Source organism: Tepidimonas sp. (assembly GCF_036824975.1).
Classification (GTDB): domain Bacteria; phylum Pseudomonadota; class Gammaproteobacteria; order Burkholderiales; family Burkholderiaceae_C; genus Tepidimonas.
Window position 1 is genome coordinate 1 of the sequence record NZ_DAISZC010000015.1, and the last position, 4378, is coordinate 4378.

Annotated in this window: 3 protein-coding genes and 1 pseudogene; 1 reads left to right on the top strand and 3 read right to left on the bottom strand. The window is 66.4% G+C overall.

Features of this window, described 5'->3' with window-relative positions; genetic code table 11:
* Positions 1-174: 174 nt before the first annotated feature.
* Entirely contained in the window at positions 175-1899 is a 1725-nt protein-coding gene (gene soxB, locus V7Z54_RS03140; protein WP_334134294.1) for a thiosulfohydrolase SoxB, read from the top strand.
* 113 nt (positions 1900-2012) lie between these two features.
* Here the strand turns inward: soxB and V7Z54_RS03145 are convergent, their stop codons facing one another.
* The 3 genes and pseudogenes from V7Z54_RS03145 to V7Z54_RS03155 form a co-directional block, all read right to left on the bottom strand.
* On the bottom strand, positions 2013-3167 hold the full coding sequence (locus V7Z54_RS03145) for an alpha-hydroxy acid oxidase (protein ID WP_334134295.1): 1155 nt from the start codon (positions 3165-3167) through the stop codon (positions 2013-2015).
* Positions 3168-3383: 216 nt separating this feature from the next.
* Positions 3384-3893, bottom strand: a complete 510-nt coding sequence (locus V7Z54_RS03150) for a bacteriohemerythrin (protein WP_334134297.1) — start codon at positions 3891-3893, stop codon at positions 3384-3386.
* 68 nt (positions 3894-3961) lie between these two features.
* Positions 3962-4378, bottom strand: a pseudogene (locus V7Z54_RS03155) (Rne/Rng family ribonuclease); the annotation flags it as partial.

The following is a 4378-nucleotide window of genomic DNA, read 5'->3' on the forward strand; positions in this document are numbered from 1 at the left end:
AGTGGACCGACAACAAAGGCGAGTCCCGCACCGACGAGGCCACCATCGCTTGATGCGTCTGAGGTGCCCCGTGCCGTCGGCAGGTCTCGGGCCTGCCTGAGGCCACGCCCGGGCCAGCGGACCCTACGGCCCGCTGGCCCGTTTCTATTCGATGCAACCGAAGGAAAATCCGAGATGAGTTTCAGCCGCCGCGAGTTCTTGCAGGTGCTGGCGGTCGCCAGCGCATCCGGCATGGCGATTGCCCACGAGGACGCGCTTGCCGCCCGCCCTGGCGCTGGGCAGCGTCTGTATGACGTGCCGAAGTTCGGCAATGTCAGTTTTCTACACTTCACCGACTGCCATGCGCAGCTGACGCCGATCTACTTCCGCGAGCCGAGCGTCAACCTCGGTGTGGGGGATGCAGTCGGTCGGCCGCCGCATCTGGTGGGTGAGCAGCTGCTCAAGCACTTTGGCATCCGTCCCGGCACGCGCCAGGCCCATGCGTTCACCCACTTGGACTTCGAACGTGCGGCACGCACTTACGGCAAGGTGGGCGGCTTCGCACATCTGGCCACACTGGTCAAGATGCTCAAGGCTAGCCGCCCCTACGCGCTGCTGTGCGACGGCGGCGACACCTGGCAGGGTTCGGCCACCTCGCTGTGGACCAACGCGCAGGACATGGTCGATGCGTGCAAGCTGCTCGGTGTCAACATCATGACGCCGCACTGGGAGTTCACCTTTGGTGCCAAGCGGGTGCAGGAGGTGGTCGAGAAGGACTTCAAGGGCCATATCGACTTCGTCGCGCACAACGTCAAGACGGCGGACTTCGAGGAGCTGGTGTTCCAGCCCTACGTGATCAAGGAGCAAAACGGCATTGCGGTGGCGGTGATCGGGCAGGCGTTTCCTTACACGCCGATCGCCAATCCGCGCTGGATGGTGCCAGACTGGACCTTCGGCATTCGCGACGACCATCTGCAGAAGATGGTAGACGAAGTGCGCGCCAAGGGGGCCAAGGTGGTGGTGGTGCTGTCGCACAACGGCATGGACGTGGACATCAAAATGGCCTCGCGCGTGCGCGGCATCGACGCCATCCTGGGCGGTCACACGCACGACGGCATGCCAGCGCCGGTGATCGTCAAGAACGGCGGTGGCCAGACGCTGGTGACCAACGCCGGCTCCAACGGGAAGTTCCTGGCGGTGCTGGACTTTGATGTGCGCGACGGGCAAGTGCGTGACTACCGCTACCGCCTGCTGCCGGTGTTTTCTAACCTGCTGCCAGCCGACCGTGAGATGGCCGCCTATATCGAGAGGGTGCGCGCGCCGTACAAGGCCAAGCTGGAAGAGAAGCTCGCCGTCACCGAGGGCCTACTGTACCGCCGCGGCAACTTCAACGGTACCTGGGACCAGCTGATTCTGGACGCGCTGATGGAAGTCAAAGGGGCAGATGCGGCGTTTTCGCCGGGCGTGCGCTGGGGCACCAGCCTGCTGCCGGGTGATACTATCACCTACGAGCGCATGATGGATCAGATGGCGATGACCTATCCGGCCACCACGCTCAACGAGTTTACCGGCGCCCAGATCAAGGAAATCATGGAGGACGTGGCCGACAACCTGTTCAACCCCGACCCGTACTACCAGCAAGGCGGCGACATGGTGCGTGTTGGCGGCATCCAGTACACGATCGACCCGACCGCCCCGATGGGTCAGCGCATCCAGAATCTGACGCTGAAGGGCAAACCGCTGGAGGCGGACAAGAAGTATAAGGTGGCCGGCTGGGCGTCCGTCCAGGAGGGCGTGACCGGCACCCCGATTTGGGACGTGGTCTCCGCCTACCTGCGCGACAAGAAGGTGATCAAGCCGGTCAAGCTCAATCAGCCGCGCATCATCAACGTGGGCGGCAACCCTGGGCTGGCGGCCTGAACGAAGCCGGGTCTGCAACGACCCCGGACGCCGCGTTCCTGAAGCCCGCCGCGACGGCGGGCTTTTGGGCGGCCGACCGACGCTTGCCCGCGCCGACGGATAGATGCGGTGGTTCAGGGCGTCGGGTAGGTACCCGGAATCAGGATCGAGCGGTCCACGGTTTCGATGTCGGTGTGGCCGGTAAAGGCCATCGTGAGGTCGAGTTCCTTGTGGATGATCTCCAGCGCCTTGGTTACGCCGGCCTCGCCCATCGCGCCCAGCCCGTACAGGAAGGCGCGTCCGATGTAGGTGCCCCGCGCCCCCAGCGCGCGCGCCTTGAGCACGTCCTGCCCACTGCGGATGCCGCCGTCGAGGTGGATTTCGATCTGGCGACCGACCGCCTCGACGATACGTGGCAGCGCCCGGATGCTGGACTCGGCCCCGTCGAGCTGGCGCCCGCCGTGGTTGCTGACGATGATCGCGTCGGCCCCGGACTGGGCGGCGATTTTGGCGTCTTCGACATCCATGATGCCCTTGAGGATGAGCTTGCCGCCCCAGCGCTTCTTGATCCACTCGACGTCGTTCCAGTTCAGGCGCGGGTCGAACTGCTGCGCCGTCCACGCCGACAGGCTGCCCATGTCGGCCACGCCCTTGACGTGCCCCACGATGTTGCCGAACTGGCGCCGTGGTGTGCGCAGCATGTTCCAGCACCAGCGCGGCTTGGTCATCATGTTCAGGATATTGAGCAGCGTCAGCTTGGGCGGGGCCGACAGGCCGTTTTTTAGGTCCTTGTGACGCTGGCCCAGAATCTGCAGGTCCAACGTCAGCACCAGTGCGCCGCAGCGGGCGGCCTTGGCGCGGTCGATCAGGCGCTCGATGAAATCGCGGTCGCGCATCACGTACAGCTGAAACCAGAAGCCTTCGCCAGCGTGCTGCGCCACGTCTTCGATGGAGCAGATGCTCATCGTGGACAGGGTGAAGGGCACGCCAAATTGCTTGGCGGCACGGGCGGCCAGAATTTCGCCGTCGGCATGCTGCATGCCGGTCAGACCAGTGGGGGCGAGAGCCACCGGCATGGCCACGCTTTGCCCCACCATGGTGGTGCGCGTGCTGCGCCCTTCCATGTTGACGGCGACGCGTTGGCGCAGCCGGATGGACTGGAAGTCGCTCTCATTGGCGCGGTAGGTGCTTTCGGTCCACGAGCCGCTGTCGGCGTAGTCGTAGAACATGCGCGGCACGCGGCGCTGCGCCAGGCGGCGCAGGTCTTCGATGCAGGTGATGACGGGCATGGCAGGTCTCCTCGGTACACTTGCATGGTAACGAGGAGACCCACGGCGGTCACGTGAAATGCACCGCTGCCGGGTTGAAGAAACGATGCCTTACGGGATGGCGTCGCCGCCGGGAGGGATGGTATGGGTGGAGGTGGCAACCAGCCCTGCACCAACGCCGCCCAAGAGTCCAAGCGGAGCGCGGGCGGCACAGGCTTGGCTTGCTGGATCGCAGCGTCAGCTGCAATGGACGCTGCCGCAGCCGGTCATCGTGGCCGGGCGCACACGGCTGGGGTCGGCCAGGGTCTCGGTGCGGGAGTCGAAGCCGACGGACCGCATGTGCTGCGCCAACCCGGCATCCATGGTCTGCGCGTGCATGGGAAACCACTCGGCCAGCGCGGCGGCCATGCGGCCGATGATCTCGCGGTCGCCCTGCAGGAAGTGCTCCTCGACCGCGCGCATGGTGTCCAGAATTTGCCGGTGGTGCGCGGCGTGACAGTTGTCGACGGCGAAGCCGACCGCCACCATCCAGCGTTCCTCGCGCGCGAAATGCTCCACCGTGTGCGCCACCAGCGCCCGGTACGGTTCGAGCTGCTGCTCAGGCGGCAGCGCCCGCAGTGCCGCCAGCTGGGTGACGAACTCCTCGTGTGTTTCGTCCATGCGGTCGTCTCCCGTGGCCAGCGCCTCGCTCCACAGCAACGGAGGCACGTCGGGGAAGGCGTCGGTGTTGGCGGCAGTGGTACTCATGGTGGCGTAGCGTAGCGGTGCGTGCAGCCAGCGGGGTTGATCCGCATCAACCCCGCCGCGGGGCGCCCTCACGCGTCGAACGGGAAGCGCATGTCGCGCAGATCGCGCCGGGTTTCCACCAACACCAGCGGCCCCTCGTTGCTGACCGGCGCGGGACGGGGTTCGCGCGGCACGCGCGGTGCGGGCGGCTCGGCTGCGATGGCGGCTTGCGCGGCGGCGACTTTGGCGCTGTCCGACTGCACCCACTCCAGGCCCGCGGCGCGCATCAGGGCATCCAGCTCGTCCACCGGCAGGCGGTAGGACTCGGCCGGGCGCTGTGTAGCCGGCGCGGCGTCGGCGACTTCGGCCGCTGTCGGGGTTCCGCCACTGCCGGCATGCACAGCCGCCTGGGTTGCGGCGGCGTCACGTGGGGCGGCAGCATCAGCCGACACCGCAGCGGCGGCGTCGGGCGCAGGGGAATCCCCACCGGTTGGGGTGGTCGGCGA